This is a genomic window from Flavobacterium sp. (genome assembly GCF_044338735.1).
Taxonomy (GTDB): Bacteria; Bacteroidota; Bacteroidia; order Flavobacteriales; family Flavobacteriaceae; genus Flavobacterium.
Genome location: NZ_JBIIWV010000013.1, coordinates 1 through 24,668, shown reverse-complemented (window position 1 = coordinate 24,668; position 24,668 = coordinate 1). Strand labels below are relative to the sequence as shown.

The window sequence follows — 24,668 nt, the reverse complement described above, 5'->3', positions numbered from 1 at the left end:
TTTTTGAAGAAACTCTAATGTTTTTTGTGATTGAATCATATGAAGGTTTAAATTTTATAGTTCTGTTAATCTGTTTCAGAACAACAACAGGCTAATTTAATGCAAATTATAGGATATAGCAAATTCCCTAAATATTGAATTTTTTTCAGAGAAAATAATCAAATGAAATTATAACAGAAAAAGATGGAGGAAACCCCTCCATCTTTAGTTTAATTCAACACCATAATATTCCAAATTTGAACTCCAACTATCATGTTTGTAACAGTATGCCTCAAAATCATCAATTAGATCTGTAAATTTTGATTTGTTATTGGTTACGATTTCTTTAGTATAATCTTCTAAACTCATGCCATGTAAATCAAAATCTTCATTATCTTCCAAATCAGTTTCTAAAACTTGTGCTACCGATTCTATTGTCCATATTACTCCTGTCACATATTCAGGATGATTTATTAATTCTATCCAAATCTCATTTATGTTTCTCATATTTTTTTAATTTTATTTATTTCATTAATATATTTATTGACATCTAACCCAAACCAGTATTCAAATTCCTCAAGTTCTAAATCGTCAAAGTTTTTCATTTGATTTATTATTGTTTTAATGTCCCGGGTACAATGTTTTTGTATTAATTCGAAATTTGATTTTTTCGTAATCAATTCAATCTCCTGTTCAGATTTATCATCTAAGAAACCAGAGTTATGTAACTCGTCTAACAACATTCCTACAAAGTCTTGCTTTGTGAGGGTGTATTGTTTTAAAATTTCGTTTTTAATACTCATAAACGAATCATGATTTTAATTGATTTTGTGATCGTTAATAAAATTAGTTTTATCAAACCCTATAAAACAGAAAATACAGCAGCTATCACTATCTAAAAAATCAATATCATCATATGTTACAATATCAATATCTGAATATTTTTGGATAGTATCATAATCTAAAAGGTTATACAGTTTTATGAACATGGAATCCATGTCTCGGTTCATCGAATATTTCTCATTTGTTAATGAAGTTGCGAGGTTATTTCTCAGTTTGGATAAATTATATTTTTCACTGAAAATAATTTCACCATAACTATTTCTTAATTCTTTAATTTTTTCTTCTATTTTACCTAATGTCAATAGTCCGTCTTTTTTCTCTTTTGTGCTTTTCATGTGTTTCATGTGTTTAAGTTTTATTATTTTATTTATAAATATTTTTGAATTTGTAGCTACTCGAATTCGGATACAAAACTAGAGCCGATATTTTAATTGCGCGCTATACAAGTATACTTTTTTTGCAATTCAGGCTCATTCTAGATAACTGATAACCAAATACATAAGTTGTTAAAATACTCCTTTTCAGATCTCTGAAGAGGTCATTTACTAACCTAATAATTCGTAGAAGATATATGTCTGTTTAGAAGAGTAAAATGCCCCGCCCTTTCCAAAAGCAGTATCGTACATTTCAAGATGGATTCTTGAAAATTCTTTTGTGTTGGTTTCACATATTATTTCTATTTTAGATTTAATATCTGTTTGGTCTATCATGTCCCTTTCACAATTGATTAAAAAATGAGCGTGATAATAATTGTCATTAGGATTTTTTTCAACAGTGTAGAATAAGGTCAATTGATTTTTTTCAATTTGTTGATTTTTTAACTCTCCAAATAGAAATCTCATTTTGTTTTTCAAATCTTCAATAGAAGATGATACTGGAACAATGTTACCAATGTAATCCCAATTGTGATTCCTAACCCATTTAATGGTCTGTTTATAATCCCGTTTACTTAACTTTCTCCGTTGTCTGAATAAGTTGTCTAATTCTGTAACATGAATTAATCTCTTTGGAGAACCTACTGCCGAAGGAATAAATTTTGTTTTGGATGTATCAATATTCTTTATTCTTGTTTTATAAGTAGAGTTTGAAATTGGGTATAATTCTAATATCTCTTTTTTAGTATACCATTGTTTAGTTTGTTGCATAAGTAATCTATCCTAATTTAATTAAGTTTATTGGAATCAAATTATCTCTACGGATACAACCATAACTGTAATAGACTATTATTTAGAATAGTATCTGACCTCTTATAACTATAACCCTTTAAGTATTTGATTCTTTTTAATAAATAAACAAAGTGGTTGATAAAGTCAACAACGAAGGGTGATTTTCAGAAAAAAATTGGCAAAATTTTATTTTGAGTTTTCAAAGGTATTATAACGAATAATCTCCAATGGGTATTAATAAAGAGGTCGGATACGACCCAAGGAGGGGAGCCCCTACATAGGGGGTGTATTTGAATTTGTTTAGCCATTTACATCTATTGCTTTTTAAATTTTTCTTTACCTTTTCAGGAATCTGAAATGGTTAATTTTAACAACTTATGTATTTGGTTATCAGTTATCTAGAATGAGCCTGAATTACAAAAAAATATAATCTAGTATAGCGCGCAATTGAAATATCGGCTCTAGTTTTGTATCCGAATTAGAGTAGCTACAAATTCAAAAAAGTAAAGAAATAATGTTAAAGTTTCATTCCGGATTTGACTTTAAAAATTGTTTCAACTATGATTTAACTGAACAACAAAATAAGGGTTAAGATTCTCACCCCTTGATTAAGTGAGAATCAAGTGTAAAAATTTAATAATTATGCCAAATTGGTGTTACAATCACATTGTGGTTAAAGGTGAGTCTAAAGATATAAAGAAGATTTCTAATATCATTGAAAATTTAAAAGAAGAAGATGAAATGCTTTTCCAATCATTAATTGGTCTGCCAGAGGGTATAGATAGTGAGAAGTATAATGAAGATTGGTATGACATTAATGTAGATTGGTTTGGTACTAAATGGGATGTCGGATTGGAATTTGTCGAAGAAATTAAGGAAGATTATATTCTTTTTTCAGGTGAGACAGCTTGGTCTCCACCGGTAGAATTTTGTATGGAACTTTCTAGGATGTACAATGTCCAAGTGGAGATGTATTTCGAAGAAGGTGGTTATGATTATTGTGGTAAGTGTTGGATTGATTCCGAAGGTGTAAGCTCCGAAGAAGTTTACGGCTATCACGAGGGAATTTATAGGTTTGAAGGATTTCAAGATTGGTACGAAAGAGAATGGGAATTAATGTCAGATTGGATGGTAGATGAATTTAATGAAGAAGACACTCCCGACTTCCAAAGGACAATAAAAGAAAAAATACCATTCTTAAATGATGAAGAAGTTAAAGAACTTTCAATAGAGTTCAAAAATTTAGTTGAAACATCTACAGTTAGTTAATAATAACTTATCTGAAATTAAAGAATAAAATAAACCTGAATAAATAAATATGATTTTTTTATCCCCACCTAAAGTGGGGATTTTTTTATTTAATTATACTTTTTGGGTTATAGGTATAGTTATGTAGTGAGAAAAAAATAAGAAAAAATGGAATTAAAAAAGGCAAAACAAATATTAAATAAAAACAAGGGTGAAAAGTATACTGATGAGCAAATAATTGAAATTTTGAAGTTACTGGATGTGCTTGTGGAGATATCGGTAAATAACTTTTTGAAGTCATTGGATAAAATAAACAATAATAAGTTAGCATGAATTTCACATCACCAATAAAAGGGGGATTTTTTTAAGTTTACTTTTTAGGGGATACCTTTTATTGTAATATAATTATAGTAATTGGAACAAAAAAAATTGGATTAAAAATCACAATATTAAAGTTAGACCCTTACCATTTTAAAATTTTGTTTTGAAGATTAAAGCTCATCACAAATATTTTTTATTTGTATTCCAAAATATCTTAATATAATTGACCACATTTATTTAGCACTTTATTAGCACTTTATATTAGGCAAAACGGCACTTATGCGGTATTTTAGCACTAACAATTAAAGGAAGTCAATATGAGGGTAAAATACAATCGTGTTTCAACACATATCCAATCGGGAAATCGCTTTGAAGCTGATACCGATAAATATGACTTAATATTATTAGATAAAATTTCAGGAACTGTTCCATTCAAGGATAGAAAGTTTGCGAAAATCTTAATAGATTATATTCAAAAGGGTATTGTCAAAGAAGTTGTAGTTGAGGAGCTGTCACGATTAGGCAGGCACACTGGGGATTGTATTACCACTTTAGAATGGATGGATAGTAAGGAGGTGAATGTAATTGTAAGGAACTTGGGAGTTCAGTCAAGACCAAATGGAAAGAAAAACCCCATCTGGAGTGTATTAACTTCCGTGATCTCCAGCCTTTATGCGTTAGAACTTGAAAATATAAAAGAACGAACATCTGTCGGCCGGCAAATTTACGTTCAACGAGGGGGAATATTAGGCAGAAAAATTGGGAGCACAACATCTGATAGAGATTTCATTGATAAACCTAAATCACAAAAAATATTAGAGTATATTAAAAAAGAGTGGACAATAAGGGAAATCGCAAAACAAGTTGACGCTTCAACTAAAACAGTTCTTAAAGTAAAAAAAGTTGCTAATAAACTGAATTTAGTATGAAGACTAACCCCCAACTATACTCAAACTACAGACTAATTAATAATTTATTGTCAAAAAGTATAAGACAAGAGTTTGGTAGTCATATCACCATAAATTTAAACCCATTAAAATATTTTTTAAATCGCACACATTATAGTTATTGGGTTGAAGGAGTAGAACAAATTACATTAAACATAAAACAACCTGTTTCGTTAAAAGAATTAAATCATATTGAGAATAAGTTATTATCAATTCTCAATATGATTCTTATATGTGTGGAGTTGGAAAATTTCAAGGAGATTAAAAAAGTAAATGTCCTAATTACTTAAAAAGGAAGTTCTTTATCCTCTATTTCAGGGACATCAACTTTTCCAATATATTGTATCTCGGACTTTTGTATCTTAAAAATATCGTTGGCAAACATTTTATTAAATTGATATTCATCGTTTTGGTAAAGTTCAACTTCAATGATTGGGATTATATCATTTATTCTTTTGATTAACTCCTCATATTTGATTTTTTTATTAGGTTCAAGGTATATTCTGAACTGAACCAAATTAAAGGACTCAGTAAAGAAGTAGAAACCTTCCGGCTGAAGTTCTTTAAACCATTCATTGTTTGATTTTTTTAATTCTTCAGGACCAAAAAAGCCATTGGTCAACAAATGCCAAAAATTTTTATAATCAGTAAAATGTTCATTGAACTTTATCGCATCAAATGTGATTGCGATACAATTGTATAATTTACTTTTTTCTTTTATTATTTCGTTGAGTTTTTCTTTAATACTCTCTCTAAGTGATAATCTCATATTTCATCGTTAAAATTTGATTTATTCAATTCTTGAAATTTAAAATCCATAATAATATCTTGTTCGTCAAACTCAATTTTTTCAGCGGGGAATAAAGGGATGTTTCTTATCCAATTGACATTAATTCCTTTCTGTTTGAGGCTTTCTATTCTATCAGGTGTCAACTGCTTTATATCTTTATATTTTATATGACACTTATTAACAAAACCATAAGAGTTATAGATATTCAATTTTCCGGTATAATTAACTTGGTAAAAATGAAGAATTAGACTTGGTAATTCTTTGTTCCTACCATAAAACACTTCAGGTTTGAAGAACGTGATAGTATCAATTAATTTGTTTTTATGCTGTTGCATATAATGTTTTATTCCGTCGTGGGAATAGTAGGTACTTATATTTTCATCGGTGGGTTCAATAATTGCTTTCCATTCTTTTATGTTTAATGGGAATTTTAGGTTTACCTCATTAATGAATAATCGTTCTATAGATTCAAACAATTTTTTACACTCATGGCTCTGGTTAGGAAATTCACAATTGCTTTCAAACTCAACCGTTCCTTTTTCTCTATCTATTCTGGCAGGGAATCCTAAAAAATCTTCTAATTCTCTCATATTATTTGTTTTACTATAAATATTCAAGTTGATTGAAAAGTTGATTTTCAGGCTCAATAAGTTCTTGCATTATTTCAACCTCCTAATAATCCATTGTTTTCAATGTCCCGAATGTTTCTGTTCCTGTTTTCACACCAAAAAATTTAGTAAAGTATTGATTGTAAAGTTGCCAATCTTGTATGCCGATAATTAGCTCGTTAGGTTTTGGTCCAATCTTATTTATTCTTACATTAAGGTCTAGTTCTAGAATAGGTTTAGTACTCGTAAATATCATAATAATTGTTGTGGTATCTGTGGTTACGAAATATTTGTAGAAACCACTATTAATGTTCTTGAACCATTCCCTGTTGGTTAAACCGCTTGTTGCACTTTTGGAGTTGGATAATTTTTGGAACCATTTAGATATAGAATAATTTTTATCAAAGAATTCAGTAGAGTCGTACTCTAATACTACTATTGCAAAAGGTTTATTATTTTCTACTTCTTTTAGTCTTTCAAGTAAGACTCGAATCCTCTCGGTGTTCTTTTTATTCATTGTGTTGTTCGTTAGATGTTGTGGATAATCCCTTTGGAGGATTTTATACTGTTTATTGGTGTTTATTGATTTTGACCCCTAACAAAACCTGGCAAAAAGTTTAAGTTTCGGTACATATAATTTGCTTCTATATTATTCATTTGTACAGGTAATAACAAAGTCAGATTTCTGTTGAAGTAACCAAACTATAAATACTCAAGTAATGATTATTAGTTTATCTAAATTGATTATATTGCATAAAATTTGTAATAAATACATGAAAGATTATAGTAAGTACACCGGGATTTTTTCTGATAAAGCAACAGAAACCTTAAGGGATTTGATGAATGTGGAATTGAATAAATTAATGGGTGATGAAAATAATCGTAAAGTGATTGAAGATTACTTATATATTACAAATAAACTAGCTGAGATTGATTATCGACTCAATCCAAATTACACTCTTTCGGTAGTAAATCAAAAAGATATTGATAAAGGTTACATACTTGCAAAAGTGAAATGGCCTTACTTATTTAAAGGAAGAATTAAGAATCCACCCTATATTAGTATCCATTTAGGTTCTCTAAAAAAATACCCAAAAGGAGTTCATGACTCTAAATTATTGAGTGAAGTTCCAAGAAAAATCCAATCTTATATTGATGAAGTAGCCCCAGTGGAACTAAAAAAAGATAACGGAGAAACTTATTTTATAAAATAATTTTAATCGTAACTTATTGACAAACAATATTTTAACTTTATAAATTAAAAATAACTAAAAATTATTGCACAAAATATGCAATATATATAAAAATAAAGTTATACATTTGCGCTATCAAAGAGACATAATTTGAAAGTCTTAATGAAAGTTCTTAATTCTCCTCTTGAGAATTGTATTTGTCGGCAAAGACGATAAACCGTCTTAAAAACCCTATTGAGAGGACAAACTCAACAACAACCCGTTTCAACCAGTCGTAAAGGTTCATTCTAAAACTTATTTATTATGAACAGAAACACACAATCTTACGTAGAGTACGTAAAACCAGAGAGCATCTTCAGAAATGAAGAATTAGGTAAAGTTTATAACTTACCTGAGAATTACCAAGCCATTAAAGAAAACATTAAAGAGATGGGTATCATTACCCCGCTTATTGTGAATTCAAACACTATGGTAATTGTATCGGGTAATTTAAGACACGCCATTTGTATTGAATTAAGTATCCCACTTATTCCTGTTTACTTTGTTGATATTCAAGATGATTTACAATTAGTTTCATTGTCTTCTAATCTACATAGAGAAAAAACTACAATGGAAAAATACAATGAGATGAAATTGTATAAAACTTTATTTGGAATTAGAAAAGGTCACCGAACCGACCTTAATCCTGAATTACAAAAACTAAAAGAAGAAAGAGATGTAATTCTATCTTCAATATCTAAAGACACTCGTAATAAGTTAAACTCAATTGCCGCAACTTATGAGGGTATCTACGGAAATTCTTGTGAAGAATTAGAGAAAGTATTCTCAAATATTGATAAAGGAATTATTACATTAAATAAAGCATATACTAAAGCAAACCACCTTAAAGTGAAGAGTAACTGTAATCAAGAGTTATCAGGTGGGGATTATGTAACAGCTACCTCAACAATTTACAATAAATCTTCTGTGGTTTTAATTGAATTAGAAGATGGGACTATAAGCGTTGTTTGTTCATCACCACCTTATTGGGATATGAAATTTTACCAATTGGATTCTAATCAATTAGGTCAAGAACCTACAGTTGAGGAATACATCAATAATCTTAAAAAACATTATTTAGAAGTGTATAGAGTTCTAAAAAATGATGGAAGTGTTTGGGTGAATATCAACGACTGTTGTAAAGACGGAGAGTATCAATTGGTTCCACAACGATTTGTTTTAATGATGAAATCTATAGGTTTTATGCTAAACGACGAATTCCAATGGTTAAAACAGAACCCTAGACCAACAGGAGGAAAAAGAAGCATTAGAAGACATGAACCAATTTTTCATTTTGTAAAATCTAAAGATTTCTATTACAACGAAGAATGGTTGAAAGATTGTGAGGATATAAACAACTCGTTTTCAATTGGTACAACTCAGGTTTGTCCAAAACTAACCTCATCTTTAGATTTCTATGCAGGGGTATTAAAAACTGGTGTTGCTTCTACAAGAGAATTGAAGAAAAAGTGTGAGGATCGTGGAGTGATTTTAGACCACCAAGCTACTTTTCCTTTGGATGTCCCTATGATTTGTCTGAAACTAACCTCAAGACCTTACGATAGAATTCTTGATAATTTCAACGGCACTGCAATGACAGGTTATGCAGTGTTGGAGTTGGGAGAAGGCAGAGAATACATCGGTTATGAACCTTCACCTGAATATATGTTAGCTTCAGAGATAAGATTATCGGAGTATGAATTAGGACAAGTAGCGTAGTTGCAAAATTGGTAATGAATTAAAAATTAAAAAGATATGAACATAGAAAATAGATATTTAAACGTGGCTCAACTTGCTGAATATTTACAAATTTCAAAATCAAATATTTATAAAAGAACTACAAACGGTTCTATTCCAATTATCAAAATGAGAAAAAGAGTATTATTTGATAAATATGAAATTGATAGATGGATGAGTAACGGATGTGATTCAAATTTCGAAATGCCAACACTAAAAGCAGCATAATTATATGGCTACATTCACATTAGTTTTAGATACTCGACTTAAAATGAAAAATGGGAAGTACAACCTTTCTATTCGAGTTTTAAACGGTAAAGAGCAGATTTATCTACAACTGTCTAAAATGACGAAAGAACAATACAATCATATTTTTGTTAAAAAATCTATGGATGCAAGTTGTAGAGAGTTTAGAAAAAGTTGTAATGAGAGTTTAGCAAAGAGTGAGAGATTATTTACGGAGATAAAACCATTTAATAAACAAAAGTACAGAGAGCAATTTTTTCAGGTTGAAGGTACCAATTCAAATTCACTATTATTAGGTGACTTGTTTGATAGATTTATAGATAACTACAAAGGTTTGAAGATATCAAGTATGAAACATTACAAATACACAAAACTTGTATTTGAAAATTACAGTCCAAATGTTAATATATTAGATGTTAATCTCTTATTCATAAATAATTTTGTAAAGGATAGAACTCAAGCGGGAATTAGTCAGAGTACGATTGAATCTAATCTTCGTAATCTTAGAAGGATTGTAAATTATTTCACAAACGAGGAGAAGATTTTACCCTCATATTATCAGTACCCATTTGGTAAAGGTGGATATAGTATTCAAAACTTATTCCCGAGTAAACTAGTATTATCTAACGATGAGATTAAAAATATAATTAACATGACTGACTTTGATTCTCCACAACAAGAATATGCAAGAGATATTTGGGTTATGTTATACCGTTGTAATGGGATCAATTTTGCAGATTTGCTAAGAATGAGGTGGGTAGATATAAGAGGAGAATGTATTGAGTTTTTTAGAAAAAAGACTGAGACTACAAGAAAAAGTAATAGAAAAAAAATTATGGTTCCACTTACTATTGAATTGAAGTCACTCATTGATAAAGTTGGGGTTAAGGAGAGTACATTTATACTTGGTAAATTGAAAGAAGGTTATACAGATAATATGTTTGATAACAAGAGTCATAAATGGAAGGCTATAATTAATGCTCAGTTGGAAATGATAACACAAAAATTGAATTTGTCCGTTCCTTTAAGAACAAAGAGTGCAAGAGATTCCTATGCAACAACTCTTAATAGAGCCGGAGTATCAAAAGATAAGATAGGAGAAATGTTAGGTCATTCAAACTCAATTGTGACAGAACATTATATTGCAAGTTTAGATAGAGAATCAGTATTTGAAGTAAATAAACACCTTTTATAAGGTGTTTATTTATTTAAGGATATATGCATTATTATCGAATTAAGACTACCATAAGATCTCAAATTCAACAATAATTCAATAATATCCACTTAAGATTTTAAAAACACTATCATGGTTTTGAATTAAATCAGTACACTTTTTGCAGACGATTTAAACAATTAAAGTTAAAGATTTATTATATTTGTATGAACTAAGATTTAAAATTTAAAATATGAAAAAATTATTTTTTGCATTTATGGTTACTATGTCTTTAAATGCTATATCTCAAGAAAATTCAAATCAATTTATAATTAAGCATTGTAAAGATAAAATGACCGATAAGGAATATTACCTTGCAGAATATAAATTAATAGGTGCTAATGCAGAAAAAACTAAAGGATTTACTATTACTCCAAATTTTGAATCAAAAAATGGGACTATTGTAAATAATGGTTTTATTTGTAAAAATGTAAATATTGGTAATTGTGATGAAAATGACAGTTTGATATTTTTATTTGAGGATGATAGTAAAATAACCATTACGCAATGGAATAAATTTAATTGCCAGGGTAATGCTTATTTTAATTTAACTGATAATGAATTTAAACAGCTCTCGACTAAAAAAGTAAGTGCAATTCGTTTTACAAATGGGAGTACTTATGAAAGTCTTACTTATAGTTTAGAAGATGCTGAAAAAGATTATTTTATAAGGGTTTATACAAACTATAAAATTGTAGAAATAGATTGCTCAAAGTAAGTGAATCCCTTTTATAAGGTGCCCAAATTATTGTCAAACAAAGTCCCTCATTTACAAGCAAGATTTCAAGCAAGATTTTGGGTAAAATGATGATAAAAAATGATAAATAAAAGAAAATTTAAAAATCATAACTTGTTGAAAGTCAATAAATACGGGGCTTTAAGAAGTCCTTTTGAGACACTCATAATCAGGTGGTCCCTGGTTCGAGCCCAGGTGGGACCACAACAAAACCCTTGTAAGTATCAGTATTTACAAGGGTTTCTTATTTAAAAGTTGAGCAAAAAGTTGAGCAAAACCGAATGCTCAACTTTTTTATTTGGAATAATTTTCTAATTTTTTTTATCTGTTTGTTTATGTAATGAGGTTGGATTGTAGATACTGATAAATCGATAATTTATGGTATTTAATACATCGCTAAATTTAAATATCTGAATAAAAACTAACTGATAATCAATTATATTCGTTAATATTGTAGTTTAAATTTATAATTATTTTTAATAAATAAAATGATCATGAAAAAAATTATCTTTTCAATAATCGCAATAATAGGTTTTGCTATAACATCATTGGCTCAAGTTGTTGAAATAACTGCTAATGGTCCAGTAACGTTCTGTACAGGTGGCACCGTTCAATTAACAGGTTCAGTTTCTCCTTCAGGGATATATCAATATCAATGGTTAAAAGATAACGTGAATATATCTGGACAAAATGCTTTAAGTTATGTCCCTACTTCATCTGGTGTTTTCGCCTTAAAAGTTACAGCATTGAATGGTTCAGTATTCATTTCTAATTTAATTACTGTAACTATTAATCCATTGCCGCCATCACCAGTTGTAACATATAATTCCCCTGCAATTATTTGTGGAGGCTCGCCAATTATTTTATCCGATAATTCATCGACAAACGTTAGTTATCAATGGTTTTTTAATAACAACCCGATTAGTAACGCAACAAACAATTCATACGCGGCTAATCAACCAGGAACATACAAGTTAGTTGTATCGCACATAACAACTGGATGTTCAAGCACTTCTCAAAATGTTATTGTAGGCGAAATGCCAAAAATAGTATCAGAAACTATTGTTACATGTGGAAATGGCGCAACTATTTCTTTAACAAATCCAAATTTTAATTTTTCTTCTTCACAAACCTCTTGTAATGTGGATATGAGCACCGCTTCTATTGTTAATACAAACGTTGGATCAAGCGGTGGAGGTGGACAAAGAAAAATAATTTGTTTTGGAGGGAATGTAACAATAAATGGTTCTGGAGGGAATGTTTTTGTAGTTGAATATGGAGGAACATTAAATGGTTTTGGAGATAATTTTAATGGAAATATTGCCTATGTTAAAGCTGGTGGAATTTTTAATTATACTAATGGACCATATCATTCAAGTTATATCATTTATTATGAGCCAGGCGCATTAATTAATGCAGGTAATATAACTACAATTCCATGTAATAATATTGGTGTAATCTATCCTTCAAATACAACTGAATTGTGTAATAATTTAACGTATCTATGGTCTAACGGTGCTACAACGCCAACAATTACAGTAAACCCAAGCGTCCAAACAACCTACACTGTAACAGTTAGTAAAGGAAGTCTTTCTTGTACAGATCAAGTAGTGGTAATACCTGGTGGAGCTAATCCATCGCCACCAACTATTACTGCTTCTGGACCAACTGCGCTGTGTCAAGGAGAGTCAGTAGTCTTAACTTCATCATATACGACAGGTAATGTTTGGTCAAATGGCGCTACTACACAATCTATTACTGTCACTCAAAGCGGTTCGTACACAGTTTCTTACGGAAGTTGTTTAGCTACATCTTTACCTAAAGTAGTTACTGTTACTACCCCCCCAAATAATCTTACCATTTTGCCTTCTGGTCCAACAACAATTTGTGAGGGAGGTTCTGTAACTTTAAGTTTAAATAGTTTATCTTCCGTTCGCTATTTAAAATTTGAATCGTATTATTCTGCAGACAGTGGTCAAGTCAACGTGCATGAAATACAAGCTTTCTCAAACGGGGTTAATGTTGCATTAAACAAACCAGGTTCCGCAAATAGTTATGAATACGGAGACTGGTTAACAAATGGTAAAAATGTAGTTGACGGGAACTCTGGAAGTCGGTGGTCTAGTAATCGTAATCCTTTACCGTCTTTAACGGCTCCTCATTATATTGTAATTGATTTACAGAATCAATTTATTTTAGAATCTATACTTTTAGATATTAGTAGTTTTCAACAAACTTTTAGTTTTAAAGTGTCACAGGATAATGTCAATTGGATTGAAGTAGGGAATGGCAATTCTGTTTCGGGAAGTTTTACATTTACACCTCCTTTAACAAATTACAGTGGGTATTTATGGAGCAATGGAGCAACCACACCATCTATAACTGTTTCAAACAGTGGTGCTTATTCTGTAACTGCATATATTGGTTCAACATGTAGTGTGGTTTCAAATACTTTAAATGTTACTGTAGCTTCCGCACTAGCGCCGCCAATTATAACCACTTCAGGGCCAGCTACTATTAATCAAGGAGGGTCTGTAGTGTTAACTTCTTCCTATCCCACTGGAAACTTATGGTGTAATGGAGCAACCACTCAATCCATTACCGTATCACAAATAGGTTCGTATTCTGTTTCGGTTTCAAATGTTAATTGTACTTCAACCTCTCAACCAGTTGCGGTTAGTTTTAATGACATACAAACACTACCTTTATTGCAAAATTTTGAAGACCAGGCTACATATACTAATGTTCAAGGATTCGGAGATGCTGTAGCAGCAATTGTTTTGGGGGCTAGTTCGTGTTCAGCTACTGGGAATGTATTACAAGGAACACAAAATTCGGGTGGTCAAGTATGGCAGGGAATAGGTTTTAAGTTGACTACAAAAAAGGCAAAACTTACATCAAACAAAAAAATGCATGTAGATGTGTTTGCAAATCAAGCATTTAATATTTTAGGTAAAGTTGAAACGGGAGGTCCAACTTCAGCAAATGGTCAAGCCTATACTACGCCAGGGCAATGGCAAACATTAACATTTGATTTTGCAATACCGATGGATAATACTTCTGTTGCTAATGGGGAATATGAATCTATTTTTTTCTTTGGTAACTGGAATTCAACCAATACGGGTTTTAACAGCCCTCCTGTAGCTTTTACGTATCAAATAGATAACATTAGAGCTGAACAAGTTTGCTTAGTAGCGCCCGCAGCTCCAATTGTAACATATACCTCTCCAGCAGTTATTTGTGATGGAGGTTCTATCACATTAACGGATAATTCATCAACAAATGTTAGCTATCAATGGTATCTAAATGATAGTCCAATAAGTAATGCAACTAATAATTCATATGCTGCTACTGTTGCAGGAACTTATAAATTAGTAAATACCAATTTAACATCTAATTGTTCTAGCGCATCCCAAAATATAATTGTTGGGGAAATGCCAAAAATAGTAGCAAATACAATTGTTACTTGTGGAAATAATACAACTATTTCTTTAACAAATTCTAATTTTAATTTTTCAACATTACCAGCAACATGTAATATTGATATGAGTTCAGCCTCTATATTGAGCACCAATCAATCTGGGAGTGATAGTGGACATAGAAAAATAATTTGTAATGGAGGTATATATACAAACAATGGTAATAATAACAAGTATGTTGTTGAAAACGGTGGAACTTTAAATTTTAATGGTGGAAGTGGAGCTTGTGTTGCATATATAAAATCAGGAGGAACTTATAATTTCATTAGTGGTGATTTTCCAACAATTACGATATATTATGAACCTGGAGCAATTATTAATGCAGGTATGACTCAAATCATTCAATGCAACAATATTGGCGTAATCTATCCTTCTAATACATCTGCATTATGCAATAATTTAACGTATCTATGGTCTAACGGTGCTACAACACCATCAATTACAGTAAATCCGAGCGTTGAAACTACCTACACTGTAACGGTAAGTAAAGGGGCTGTGTCTTGTACAGATCAAGTACTTGTAGTTCCAGGAGTAGCCAATCCATTACCGCCAACTATCACCGCTTCCGGACCGACTGCACTTTGTCAAGGAGAGTCTGTTGTTTTAACTTCATCGTATCCTACTGGAAATGTTTGGTCTAATGGAGCTACCACACAATCCATTACTGTTACTCAAAGCGGTTCGTATACGGTTTCTTATGGAAGTTGTTTAGTTACATCTTTACCTAAAGTAGTTACTGTTACTACCCCCCCAAATAGCATAACCATTTTACCCTCTGGCCCAACAACAATTTGTCAAGGCTCTACGGTTTCTTTATCCTTAAATAGTTTGTCTGCAATTAGATATTTGAAATATGAATGTTTTAATAATCCTGGAGGACAAGCAAGGGTTGCTGAAATTCAAGTGCTTTCAAATGGGGTTAATTTAGCTTTAAATAAACCTGGTTTTGCAAGTAGTTATACTGGAACTGGAACTTGGCAAACAAATGGTAAAAATGCTGTTGATGGTTTATCAAGTACGACCTGGACAAGTAATAGTAGTTCTGTACCGAGTACTACTAATCCACAATTTATTGTAATTGATTTAGAAACAACTCAAGTTAATATAGATTCTATTCTTTTAAATATTGGTAGCTATACACAAACATTTAGCTTAAAGGCTTCTCAAGATAACATAAACTGGGTCGAAATAGGCGCTGGGACTTCCGTTTCTGGAAGTTTTACCTATACACCTTCACTAACAAATTATTCTAGTTACTTATGGAGCAATGGCGCAACAACACCATCAATTACAGTTTCAGAGAGCGGTGTCTATTCAGTTACAACATTTATTGGTACTACATGTAATGTGGTTTCTAATACTGTAACTGTAACTGCAAACGTAGTGCCAGCAGTGCCTACAATATCTACTTCAGGGTCAACGTCTTTATGTCAAGGGGAATCGGTTGTATTAACTTCTTCTTATTCTACAGGAAATACTTGGTCTAATGGAGCAACTACTCCATCAATTACTGTTACTCAAAGTGGCAGTTATACCGTTTCGGTGGCAAATAGTAATTGTAGTTCTGTTTCACAACCTACTGTAGTTACTGTTACTCAAGTTCCTAGTAGTATTAATATTGTCCCTTCTGGTCCAACAACTATTTGTGCAGGCTCAACAGTATCATTATCATTAAATAGTTTATCGGCAGTTAGATATTTGAAATATGAATGTACTTACAATCCTGGAGGACAAGCACGGGTTGCTGAAATTCAAGCTATTTCAAATGGGGTTAATTTAGCCTTAAACAAACCTGGTTATGCGAGTAGTTATTCAGGGACTGGAACTTGGCAAACAAATGGTAAAAATGCTGTTGATGGTGTATCAAGTACAATATGGACAAGTAACAGTAATTCTACACCAAGTAGTACCAGCCCTCAATTTATTGTAATTGATTTAGAGACACCTCAAGAGAATATAGAGTCAATAATTTTAAATATTGGTATCTATACTCAAACATTTAGTTTTAAAGTATCTCAAGATGGCATTAATTGGACACAGATTGGATCTGGCCAATCTGTGTCGGGGACTTTCACATTTACTATTCCTCAAAACACAATTAATTATTCAGGCTATTTATGGAGCAATGGCGCAACAACACCAACAATTACTGTTACAGAAAGTGGCGCTTATTCTGTTACAGCATATATTGGCTCCACTTGCTCGGTTACTTCCAACACAGTTAATGTAGTGGTAAATCCTATACCTGTAACACCTACAATTTCAGTATCGGGCCCTATTAATATATGTCAAGGCGAATCGGTAGTTTTAACCTCTTCATATGCAACAGGCAACCTTTGGTCTAATGGTGCCACTACGCAATCTATCACCGTTACACAAAGCGGTTCGTATAGCGTTATTAATGGCGGATGTTCGTCTCCTTCTAATCCTGTAGTTGTTGCAGTAGCATCACAACCATCAACTTTATTAGCGCCAAACAACATAGTAATTACTACTTCACCAAATCAATGTGTTGCAGTTAATGTTAATTTAGGTTTGCCAACTGGTCAAAGTTGTACAAATTATACAATAACAAATAATGCTCCAGCAGAATTCCCAATTGGACTAACAGTTGTAACTTGGACATTAGTAAATCAAAATGGCACAACAATTAACGCAAATCAAAATGTAACGGTTAATTTTAATTTTGATAGTACTAGTATTTGTTATGTAACTAGTGATGAAACATTCCCAAATAGGAATAGAATTTATATAAATAATGCCAATAATAATAATGTACAAGAATATCAAATATTAAAAGAAGTAAGTACAAATGTTTATAATGTTATTGGTAGTATCCCTCCGAACCAAAATTCATATTTAGACTTAACTTCAAATAATTTGACTAACAGTAATAAATACAAAGTAAACACAGTTAGTATATGCAATTCAAGTAATTTAAATTCCGCTATACATCGTACTATTTTATTACAAAGTGGTACAGCAGTTAACAATGCTGTTAACTTAAGTTGGAATCCCTACGAAGGATTTAGTTATGGTACTTTCAAGATTTATAGAAAAATTGGTACCGGAATTTTTGAGTTAATTGATACTATTTCAGCTTCTAATTTATCTTATAATGACATTAATGCCAATACTTTAACAAATACATATGAATATTACATAAGTATTGATACCCCTGTTTGTAATTCTACTCCAGGGGGTAGAACTAATGTGACTTTTTCATCTAATCAATTAAGATCTAATATTTTAAATACTAGCTCATCATTGGGATTATCAAATTTAGTGCTAGATTTAGGAGTGATAATATATCCTAATCCAACCTCAGATATCTTAAATATAAAAATAGATAATACTTTAACCTATCTCAAAACAGAAATTTATAATATAATTGGGCAAAAAGTATCTGAATCTCAAAAAACAATTTTAGATGTTTCTGATTTGCCAAATGCCTCATACTTTGTAAAGATTATAACTGAAGAAGGCACTGCTTCAAAAACATTTATTAAAAAATAATTTTACGCACTAGAAAATAATTAAGGATAATTACTTAATATCATTTTTTATTTCAGTCAAAATATACCAAGTTAGACCACATTTAAAATCAAGCCTTACAGAAATGTAGGGCTTTTTTTATTCTTCTAATTTAAAATTAAAAACCGCATTCTTTACCGGTAGTAGCAACTAATTCATTGATTCCCAATGTTAAGTTTTCGCCAAAACTAAAAACTTAACATTGACGTATTAATAATTTGTTTACTTTTGCATAACATTTACTTAACATTGAAACAACAAACAAAAAATATAATGGAAGAAAACAAACAAATTGAGGAAACAAACCAAGCAGAAAAAGTAGTAACTAGTAGTGTAACTGCACCAAAAACAGCTACTCCAGTTAGAAGAACAGCTACACGAAAACCGGCTGTAAAAAAAGAAGTGGTAACACCAACAACTACTACACCTCAAAGAAGTGCTCCAAGAGTGAGAAAACCAGTTGCAGTGAAACCAGTTGCAGTGAAACCAGTTGATGAAATTTCTGCTCCTATTGAAAGTAGTACTGCAGTTATAGATTCACTTGAAAATGATGAAACAAAAAAGTTAGACAAAAATAACATCAAAAAACTTAAAAAGATGAGTAAAAAAATCACTGAAAAAGAAAAGAAAGAAAAAGCAAAACTAAAAGAGAAACAAAAGAAAGCTAATAAAAAGAAAAAAGACAAAGCTAAGAAAGACAAAGCAAAAATGAAATTGAAAGCGAAAGCAGCTAAGAAAAAAGCAAATTCTAAAAAGAAGAAAGCTAAATCTAAAAAGAAATAGTTAGCAGATTATTTTAAAGCCTTACAGCAATGTAGGGCTTTTTTATTTTCCCAAATCCGTTAATCTTGCTACATATTTACCAATAACATCAAACTCTAAATTCACCTGGGTGCCTATTTTGTAGGTATGAAAATTAGTATGTTCATAAGTGTAAGGAATAATCGCTACGCTAAATGTATTTAATCCTGAATTTACCACCGTTAAACTCGTTCCGTTTACCGTAATTGAGCCTTTTTCAATAGTAATATTAGAAAGCGCGGGGTCATATTCATACGTAAAAACCCAACTCCCATTGGCTTCTGTTATATTGGTACAAGTACCAGTTTGGTCTACATGTCCTTGCACAATATGACCGTCTAATCGGTCGCCCAGTTTCATAGCGCGCTCTAAATTAAGGAAATCATTCACTTGCCATGAGCCAATTGCCGTTTTATCTATGGTTTCCTGAATAGCAGTTACGGTGTATTCGTTATGGTTGATTTTTACCACCGTTAAACAAATACCATTATGGGCCACACTTTGATCAATTTTTAGTTCGTGTGTAATTTCCGAAGCCACGGTAATGTGCAGATTTCCCTGTTCTTTTTGAATTTCTTTGATTATTCCGAGTGTTTCTATAATTCCGGTAAACATAACTGATATAATTTTACTAAATTTGCACTTCAAAAGTAAGCAATAAATCACATTCGTTATGGTTAAAAAAGCAGAAAATATAATTGTTGGAATTTCGGTAGGAGATTTAAATGGTATTGGAAGCGAAGTCATATTAAAAACATTTGAAGATACTCGAATGTTAGAATTGTGTACGCCCGTTATTTTTGCCAATGTAAAAATCATCTCTTTTTTAAAGAGAGAATTAAATTTAACTGCTGCCATTCACGGAATCGATAAGTTAGATCAACTTGTTATTGGAAAAATAAACGTGTTAAACGTATGGCGCGATGGCGTGGATTTAGAATTTGGAAAAAATGATGCGGTTGTAGGAAGTTATGCTATAAAATCATTTGTTGCTGCAACAAAAGCGTTGAAAGAAGGTTTTGTCGATGTTTTAGTAACCGCACCCATTAATAAATACAACATACAATCAGAGGAATTTAAATTCCCAGGTCATACCGATTATTTGGATAAAGAATTAAACGGAAATGCCTTGATGCTAATGGTTCATGATGATTTGCGAGTTGGATTATTAACCGACCATGTTCCTGTTAATGAAGTAGCGCAACAACTAACCGAAAAATTAATTTCCGAAAAATTAGAAACTATTATTAATACTTTAAAACAAGATTTTGAAATTGAAAAGCCAAAAGTCGCTGTTTTAGGATTGAATCCACATTCGGGCGATAACGGTGTAATTGGCAATGAAGAAGAAAAAATAATCAAGCCCACGTTGAAAAAATTATTTGAAGCCGGAAATATGGTATTTGGACCTTTCCCAGCTGATGGATTTTTTGGCTCGGGTCAGTATGAAAAGTACGATGCGGTTTTAGCCATGTATCACGATCAAGGGTTAATTCCGTTTAAAACGCTTTCATTTGGCAACGGAGTTAATTATACAGCGGGTTTAGATAAAATTCGCACATCTCCAGATCACGGCACAGCCTATGAAATTGCGGGTAAAGGGTTGGCCAATAACGAATCATTCAAAGAAGCAGTTTATTTAGCAATTGATATTTTTCATAGACGAAATGACTATCAAGAGCTTACTAAAAACCAATTAAAAACAAAACAAAAACAGTTATAAACAAAAAAATGTTTGTAACGCGTTTGAATTTATAATAATTTTATATCTTTGCACACCTTTTAAAAAGGTAAAACTGTTGTTATGAACAATTTAAAAGCATATTTAATTCCTTTTTTAGGTTTAAAAATAGGTAAACATCAGTTTGATTATCAATTAGATAATACGTTCTTTTCAAACTTTGACTACGATGAATTTAATGAAGCATCGGTTAAAGTAAGTATTGTTTTGGAGAAAAAAAGCACGATGCTCGAACTCAATTTTAAACACAAAGGCACGGTTAATGTACCTTGTGATGTTTCTGGAGAAGAGTTTGATTTAGCCATTAAAGGGAAGCTGCAACTTTTAGTAAAGTTTGGCGATACTTTTAATGATGAAAATGAAGAATTGCTTATTTTGCCTCATGGCGAATTTCAAGTCAACGTGGCGCAATACATTTATGAATCAATTGTATTGTCGGTTCCATTGCGAAGAATTCACCCTGGTGTAAAAGATGGTTCGCTAAAAGAAGTAATTGAAAAATTAGAATCTTTAGCTCCAAAAGAAAATAAAATTAATGAACAAAAAGATGAGATAGACCCTAGATGGGAAAATTTAAAAAAACTATTAACGGATAAATAATACAGAAAAATGGCACATCCTAAGAGAAGACAATCGTCAACAAGAAGAGATAAAAGAAGAACACATTACAAAGCGACAGTTGCGCAAATTGCTACATGTCCTATAACTGGTGAAGCACATTTATACCACAGAGCTTATTGGCATGAAGGTAAAATGTACTACAGAGGTCAAGTTGTAATTGATAAGGCAGAAGCTGTAGCGTAATTGCATCAAAAAAATAGAGAAAACTCTCACATTGTGAGGGTTTTTTTGTTAAAGACCCATTTGCTATAGATTTCTATTAATGAATAGGATAGGTTTAAATTTTTTTTTGTAATTTCAACCACTTTTCGAATTTAAAAAATTTGAAGAGAAAAATTAACCCTTATGAATAAAATTACAGCAGCAATTACCGCTATTGGTTCGTATGTTCCAGACTTTGTTTTATCAAATCAGGTATTGGAAACATTGGTAGATACCAATGACGAATGGATTACCACTCGTACAGGAATTAAAGAAAGAAGATTATTAAAAGAAGAAGGCAAAGGAACTTCATACCTTGCCATTAAAGCAGCTCAAAACTTATTAGAGAAAGCCAATTTAGATCCTAAAGAAATTGATTTAGTGATTATGGCAACTGCAACTCCCGATATGCCCGTAGCTTCTACCGGAGTATATGTGGCAACAGAAATTGGAGCTACTAACGCTTTTGCATTTGATTTACAAGCAGCTTGTTCAAGTTTCCTTTACGGAATGTCAACTGCATCAGCCTATATTGCCTCAGGAAAATATAAAAAAATACTTTTAATTGGAGCCGATAAAATGTCTTCAATCATAGATTATACCGACAGAGCTACTTGTATCATCTTTGGTGATGGTGCCGGAGCTGTTTTATTTGAACCCAACACCGAAGGATTAGGATTACAAGACGAAATCCTTAAAAGTGACGGAATTGGTAGAGAATTCTTAAAAATTGAAGCCGGAGGATCTATTTTACCACCTACTGAAGAAACCGTAAAAAATAGACAACATTTCGTTTTTCAAGACGGAAAAACTGTTTTTAAATATGCTGTTTCGGGCATGGCAGATGTTAGTGAAAAAATAATGGAACGCAACAACCTTACTCACGACGATGTAAATTGGTTAGTGGCGCATCAAGCAAACAGAAGAATCATCGATGCAACTTCAAATAGAATGGGACTTGATGAATCTAAAGTGTTAATTAACATTCAAAAATATGGGAATACAACTTCGGCTACCTTACCTTTGTTGTTGTCCGATTTTGAAAATCAATTAAAAAAAGGAGATAATATTATTTTTGCTGCTTTTGGTGGCGGTTTTACATGGGGTGCAATTTACTTAAAATGGGCTTATACTAAATAAAATATAAACTAAACTAAATCAAATAATATGGATATTAGAGAAATTCAAAACCTAATCAAATTTGTAGCTAAATCAGGTGCTACGGAAGTAAAATTAGAAATGGACGATTTTAAAATCACCATAAAAACAACGACAGAAGGAACAGAAAGCACAACTACTTATGTGCAACAAATGCCAATGGCAGCTGCTCCACAAATGATTGCTCCACAAGCGGCTGCTCCAGCAGTTTCTGATGCAATTGTTGCACCTGCGTCTGATGATCATTCAAAATACATTACTGTTAAATCGCCAATTATTGGAACTTTCTATAGAAAACCAGCTCCAGACAAACCGTTGTTTGTAGAAGTGGGTTCAACTATTGGAAAAGGTGATGTATTGTGCGTAATTGAAGCAATGAAATTATTCAACGAAATTGAATCGGAAGTTTCAGGTAAAATTGTGAAAATTTTAGTAGATGATTCTTCTCCAGTTGAATTCGATCAACCTTTATTCTTAGTAGATCCATCTTAATTTGAAAAAATGTAATCATTTGAATTCATTTTCAAATTTTCAAATTGTTTAATTTTCAAATTAAAAGCTATGTTTAAAAAAATATTAATTGCCAATAGAGGGGAAATTGCACTACGTGTTATTAGAACTTGTAGAGAAATGGGAATCAAAACAGTTGCCGTTTATTCTACAGCAGATGCAGATAGTTTACACGTAAAATTTGCAGACGAAGCTGTTTGCATTGGTCCGCCTCCAAGTAATCTTTCGTACTTAAAAATGTCAAACATTATAGCGGCTGCAGAAATTACTAATGCAGATGCTATTCACCCAGGATACGGATTTTTATCTGAAAATGCTAAGTTTTCTAAAATTTGTCAAGAACACGGCATCAAATTCATTGGGGCATCCCCAGAAATGATTGATCGTATGGGAGACAAAGCTTCTGCAAAATCAACAATGATTGAAGCAGGCGTACCTTGTGTTCCTGGTTCTGTTGGAATCTTAGAATCGTATGAAGAAGCCGAAAAATTAGCCGGTGAATTCGGTTACCCAGTTATGTTAAAAGCAACTGCTGGTGGTGGTGGAAAAGGAATGCGTGCTGTTTGGAAAAAAGAAGATTTATTAAAAGCATGGGAAGGCGCTCGTCAAGAGTCAGCTGCCGCTTTTGGTAATGATGGCATGTATTTAGAAAAATTAATCGAAGAACCGCGTCACATCGAAATTCAAGTAGTTGGAGATTCTTACGGGAAAGCGTGTCACCTTTCTGAAAGAGATTGTTCGGTACAACGTCGTCATCAAAAATTAACCGAAGAAACACCTTCTCCTTTTATGACCGATGAATTGCGTGAAGCAATGGGAACAGCTGCGGTTAAAGCAGCAGAATACATTAAGTATGAAGGTGCCGGAACAGTAGAATTTTTAGTGGATAAGCACCGAAATTTTTACTTTATGGAAATGAATACGCGTATTCAAGTAGAACACCCAATCACAGAACAAGTGGTTGATTATGACTTAATTCGTGAACAAATAATGGTAGCTGCTGGAATTCCAATTTCAGGAAAAAACTACTATCCACAATTACATGCTATAGAATGTCGCATTAACGCCGAAGATCCTTATAACGACTTCCGCCCTTCGCCTGGTAAAATTACCGTTTTGCACGCGCCAGGTGGACATGGAGTACGTCTAGATACCCACGTTTATGCAGGATATACTATTCCGCCAAATTATGATTCTATGATTGCTAAGTTGATAACAACAGCGCAATCGAGAGAAGAAGCAATCAATAAAATGAAACGTGCTTTAGATGAGTTCGTTATCGAAGGTATCAAAACCACAATTCCGTTTCACAGACAATTAATGGACGAACCAGATTATGTGGCTGGAAATTACACCACTAAATTCATGGAATCTTTTGTAATGAAAGAACAAGAATAAAACTAAAAAAGCGATTTCATTGAAATCGCTTTTTTAATCCAAATTAACTATAAAACGATGCTAAATGATATACGTTTTTAATTTTTTTTGCCTATTTTCACAATCTTAAATATTTATAAAGTGAAGAATAACAAATTATTCATATTAATCATTATTTCG

23 protein-coding genes are annotated in these 24,668 nt (G+C 31.8%); 15 read left to right on the top strand and 8 right to left on the bottom strand.

The window, feature by feature from the left end:
* Positions 1–204 precede the first annotated feature (204 nt).
* From ACIQZC_RS01925 to ACIQZC_RS01910, 4 genes are all read right to left on the bottom strand, one after another.
* Positions 205–486 carry a hypothetical protein gene (locus tag ACIQZC_RS01925; RefSeq protein WP_396137548.1) on the bottom strand — a complete coding sequence of 94 codons (282 nt, stop codon included), beginning with the start codon at positions 484–486 and terminating at the stop codon, positions 205–207.
* On the bottom strand, positions 483–782 hold the full coding sequence (locus ACIQZC_RS01920) for a hypothetical protein (RefSeq protein WP_396137547.1): 300 nt from the start codon (positions 780–782) through the stop codon (positions 483–485). Before ACIQZC_RS01920 ends, ACIQZC_RS01925 begins: the two co-directional genes overlap by 4 nt.
* Before the next feature lie 15 nt (positions 783–797).
* On the bottom strand, positions 798–1,166 hold the full coding sequence (locus ACIQZC_RS01915) for a hypothetical protein (protein ID WP_396137546.1): 369 nt from the start codon (positions 1,164–1,166) through the stop codon (positions 798–800).
* A 201-nt stretch (positions 1,167–1,367) separates the two neighbouring features.
* Positions 1,368–1,967: a hypothetical protein gene (locus ACIQZC_RS01910; RefSeq protein WP_396137545.1), complete on the bottom strand. Its 600-nt coding sequence runs from the start codon at positions 1,965–1,967 to the stop codon at positions 1,368–1,370.
* 663 nt (positions 1,968–2,630) lie between these two features.
* Between ACIQZC_RS01910 and ACIQZC_RS01905 the strand changes: the two genes are divergently transcribed.
* Entirely contained in the window at positions 2,631–3,257 is a 627-nt protein-coding gene (locus ACIQZC_RS01905) for a hypothetical protein (RefSeq protein WP_396137544.1), read from the top strand.
* Between the two features lie 617 nt (positions 3,258–3,874).
* Positions 3,875–4,486: a recombinase family protein gene (locus ACIQZC_RS01900; protein WP_396137543.1), complete on the top strand. Its 612-nt coding sequence runs from the start codon at positions 3,875–3,877 to the stop codon at positions 4,484–4,486.
* A gap of 304 nt (positions 4,487–4,790) precedes the next feature.
* On the opposite strand, the gene ACIQZC_RS01895 is transcribed toward ACIQZC_RS01900, so the two are convergent.
* The 3 genes from ACIQZC_RS01895 to ACIQZC_RS01885 all read right to left on the bottom strand — a co-directional run bounded on the left by ACIQZC_RS01895 (position 4,791) and on the right by ACIQZC_RS01885 (position 6,419).
* Entirely contained in the window at positions 4,791–5,273 is a 483-nt protein-coding gene (locus ACIQZC_RS01895; RefSeq protein ID WP_396137542.1) for a hypothetical protein, read from the bottom strand.
* The gene (locus tag ACIQZC_RS01890) at positions 5,270–5,884 is read right to left on the bottom strand and encodes a hypothetical protein (protein ID WP_396137541.1); all 615 of its coding nucleotides are present in this window, start codon (positions 5,882–5,884) and stop codon (positions 5,270–5,272) included. Before ACIQZC_RS01890 ends, ACIQZC_RS01895 begins: the two co-directional genes overlap by 4 nt.
* Positions 5,885–5,966: 82 nt before the next feature.
* The gene (locus tag ACIQZC_RS01885) at positions 5,967–6,419 is read right to left on the bottom strand and encodes a hypothetical protein (RefSeq protein ID WP_396137540.1); all 453 of its coding nucleotides are present in this window, start codon (positions 6,417–6,419) and stop codon (positions 5,967–5,969) included.
* A 232-nt stretch (positions 6,420–6,651) separates the two neighbouring features.
* On the opposite strand from ACIQZC_RS01885, the gene ACIQZC_RS01880 reads away from it, so the two are divergent.
* From ACIQZC_RS01880 to ACIQZC_RS01850, 7 genes are all read left to right on the top strand, one after another.
* Complete coding sequence (locus tag ACIQZC_RS01880) at positions 6,652–7,116, top strand: hypothetical protein (RefSeq protein ID WP_396137539.1); 465 nt, start codon at positions 6,652–6,654, stop codon at positions 7,114–7,116.
* Positions 7,117–7,398: 282 nt separating this feature from the next.
* Complete coding sequence (locus tag ACIQZC_RS01875) at positions 7,399–8,853, top strand: DNA methyltransferase (protein ID WP_396137538.1); 1,455 nt, start codon at positions 7,399–7,401, stop codon at positions 8,851–8,853.
* A 36-nt stretch (positions 8,854–8,889) separates the two neighbouring features.
* Positions 8,890–9,099 carry a helix-turn-helix domain-containing protein gene (locus ACIQZC_RS01870; RefSeq protein WP_159689759.1) on the top strand — a complete coding sequence of 70 codons (210 nt, stop codon included), beginning with the start codon at positions 8,890–8,892 and terminating at the stop codon, positions 9,097–9,099.
* A gap of 4 nt (positions 9,100–9,103) precedes the next feature.
* Complete coding sequence (locus ACIQZC_RS01865; RefSeq protein WP_396137537.1) at positions 9,104–10,312, top strand: tyrosine-type recombinase/integrase; 1,209 nt, start codon at positions 9,104–9,106, stop codon at positions 10,310–10,312.
* A 211-nt stretch (positions 10,313–10,523) separates the two neighbouring features.
* Entirely contained in the window at positions 10,524–11,048 is a 525-nt protein-coding gene (locus tag ACIQZC_RS01860) for a hypothetical protein (protein ID WP_396137536.1), read from the top strand.
* Between the two features lie 512 nt (positions 11,049–11,560).
* Positions 11,561–18,061 (top strand): discoidin domain-containing protein, encoded by a 6,501-nt coding sequence (locus ACIQZC_RS01855; protein WP_396137535.1) that lies wholly within the window; start codon positions 11,561–11,563, stop codon positions 18,059–18,061.
* Positions 18,062–18,352: 291 nt separating this feature from the next.
* Positions 18,353–18,862, top strand: a complete 510-nt coding sequence (locus ACIQZC_RS01850) for a hypothetical protein (protein WP_396137534.1) — start codon at positions 18,353–18,355, stop codon at positions 18,860–18,862.
* A gap of 42 nt (positions 18,863–18,904) precedes the next feature.
* On the opposite strand, the gene ACIQZC_RS01845 is transcribed toward ACIQZC_RS01850, so the two are convergent.
* Positions 18,905–19,495 carry a riboflavin synthase gene (locus ACIQZC_RS01845; protein ID WP_396137533.1) on the bottom strand — a complete coding sequence of 197 codons (591 nt, stop codon included), beginning with the start codon at positions 19,493–19,495 and terminating at the stop codon, positions 18,905–18,907.
* Positions 19,496–19,553: 58 nt separating this feature from the next.
* Here ACIQZC_RS01845 and pdxA point away from each other — a divergent pair, with 58 nt between their 5' ends.
* The 6 genes from pdxA to accC all read left to right on the top strand — a co-directional run bounded on the left by pdxA (position 19,554) and on the right by accC (position 24,509).
* Entirely contained in the window at positions 19,554–20,603 is a 1,050-nt protein-coding gene (gene pdxA / locus ACIQZC_RS01840) for a 4-hydroxythreonine-4-phosphate dehydrogenase PdxA (protein WP_396137532.1), read from the top strand.
* 81 nt (positions 20,604–20,684) lie between these two features.
* Positions 20,685–21,221: a YceD family protein gene (locus tag ACIQZC_RS01835; protein WP_396137531.1), complete on the top strand. Its 537-nt coding sequence runs from the start codon at positions 20,685–20,687 to the stop codon at positions 21,219–21,221.
* A 9-nt stretch (positions 21,222–21,230) separates the two neighbouring features.
* On the top strand, positions 21,231–21,425 hold the full coding sequence (gene rpmF, locus ACIQZC_RS01830) for a 50S ribosomal protein L32 (RefSeq protein ID WP_166236963.1): 195 nt from the start codon (positions 21,231–21,233) through the stop codon (positions 21,423–21,425).
* 162 nt (positions 21,426–21,587) lie between these two features.
* Entirely contained in the window at positions 21,588–22,583 is a 996-nt protein-coding gene (locus ACIQZC_RS01825) for a beta-ketoacyl-ACP synthase III (protein WP_396137530.1), read from the top strand.
* A 27-nt stretch (positions 22,584–22,610) separates the two neighbouring features.
* On the top strand, positions 22,611–23,093 hold the full coding sequence (gene accB / locus ACIQZC_RS01820) for an acetyl-CoA carboxylase biotin carboxyl carrier protein (RefSeq protein WP_396137529.1): 483 nt from the start codon (positions 22,611–22,613) through the stop codon (positions 23,091–23,093).
* Positions 23,094–23,162: 69 nt separating this feature from the next.
* On the top strand, positions 23,163–24,509 hold the full coding sequence (gene accC / locus ACIQZC_RS01815; protein WP_396137528.1) for an acetyl-CoA carboxylase biotin carboxylase subunit: 1,347 nt from the start codon (positions 23,163–23,165) through the stop codon (positions 24,507–24,509).
* Positions 24,510–24,668: the final 159 nt, after the last annotated feature.